General features: G+C 59.1%; 2 protein-coding genes and 1 pseudogene. 2 read left to right on the top strand and 1 reads right to left on the bottom strand.

Annotation, left to right across the window (positions count from 1 at the left end):
* A pseudogene (locus A3730_RS30790) lies at positions 1–203 on the top strand (uracil-DNA glycosylase family protein); the annotation flags it as partial.
* 13 nt (positions 204–216) lie between these two features.
* Here A3730_RS30790 and A3730_RS00465 read toward each other — a convergent pair.
* Positions 217–402: a hypothetical protein gene (locus A3730_RS00465; protein ID WP_063520592.1), complete on the bottom strand. Its 186-nt coding sequence runs from the start codon at positions 400–402 to the stop codon at positions 217–219.
* Between the two features lie 4 nt (positions 403–406).
* On the opposite strand from A3730_RS00465, the gene A3730_RS00470 reads away from it, so the two are divergent.
* Positions 407–1,059, top strand: a 653-nt coding sequence (locus tag A3730_RS00470; protein ID WP_304439445.1) for a glyceraldehyde 3-phosphate dehydrogenase NAD-binding domain-containing protein, incomplete at its 3' end; no start/stop codon positions are given.

Here is a 1,059-nt window from a genome sequence, read left to right on the forward strand (position 1 = left end):
ATTACCTGCCGCAGCGGGGTAAAACCCTCACCGACAATGTGCGGCATTTTGCCCGGGCGCTGGAGGCGGGGTTTTTCCCGTTGCCCCATCCCAGCCCCCGCAATCGCCTGTGGCTGCGCCAGCGGCCCTGGTTTAACGACGAGGTGGTGCCGGTGCTGCGTGAACAGGTTGCCACCGCTATGCAGGCACCGCCTGCGGGATGATAAGGCTGATGTATTAGCGGTTTGTTTCCGACAGGGCCGGCTCCCTGGGCTTGTAGCGCGCAATATCCCCGTAACCCGGGTGGATAAAGCCGCTTTTTGGCGCTATTATGCGCGCCCCGAACTCCACCACCGCAGGTGGGCCAGGAAGCAGGGCAATGACGCCGCTTTCCGCCGCCTGAACCCAAACTGAGAGGGCCATCTCCGTGAGCAAACTGGAAGACCATTTCGGACGCTGGAAAAACCGCGAAGAGATTGCAGAAGCCATGATCCCCATGATCGGCCGCCTGCATCGTGAAAAGAACGTTACCACGACCGTGTACAGCCGTTCCCTGGTCAACAAGTCTGTTATCCAGATTCTGAAGAGCCACCGTTTCGTCAAGCAGGTCGAGGACTCCGAGCTGTCTGTGGTCGATACCTTCCCGATTCTTCAGGAAGTGGTGAAGTCGGATCTCGGCCCTTGCCGTATTGATATCGGCAAACTGGCGGTGGAGTACAAGAAAGACAATCGCGGCTTGTCTATTGAAGACTACGTGCGCGAAGAGCTGGCAGAAGCGGTGAGCAGCAAGGTTGGCATGCCTGAGCGTACCGATGTGGTGCTGTACGGCTTCGGTCGTATCGGCCGAATTCTGGCCCGCCTGCTGATCGAAAAAGCCGGTTCCGGCGATGGCCTGCGCCTGAAGGCTATTGTGGTACGCGAGTCTGGCAAGGGTGATCTGCAGAAGCGCGCCAGCCTGCTGCGCCGTGACTCCGTTCATGGCCCGTTCGCCGGCACCATTGCCGTGGACGAAGAAGAGAACGCGATCATCGCCAATGGCAACTTCATCAAGGTGATCTACTCCAGCGACCCGTCGTCCAT

The organism is Alcanivorax sp. HI0044, from assembly GCF_001634945.1.

Coding starts and splice junctions, on each gene's coding strand:
- A3730_RS00465 (WP_063520592.1), bottom strand. CDS start 402: ATGGCCCTCTCAGTTTGGGTTCAGGCGGCGGAAAGCGGCGTCATTGCC.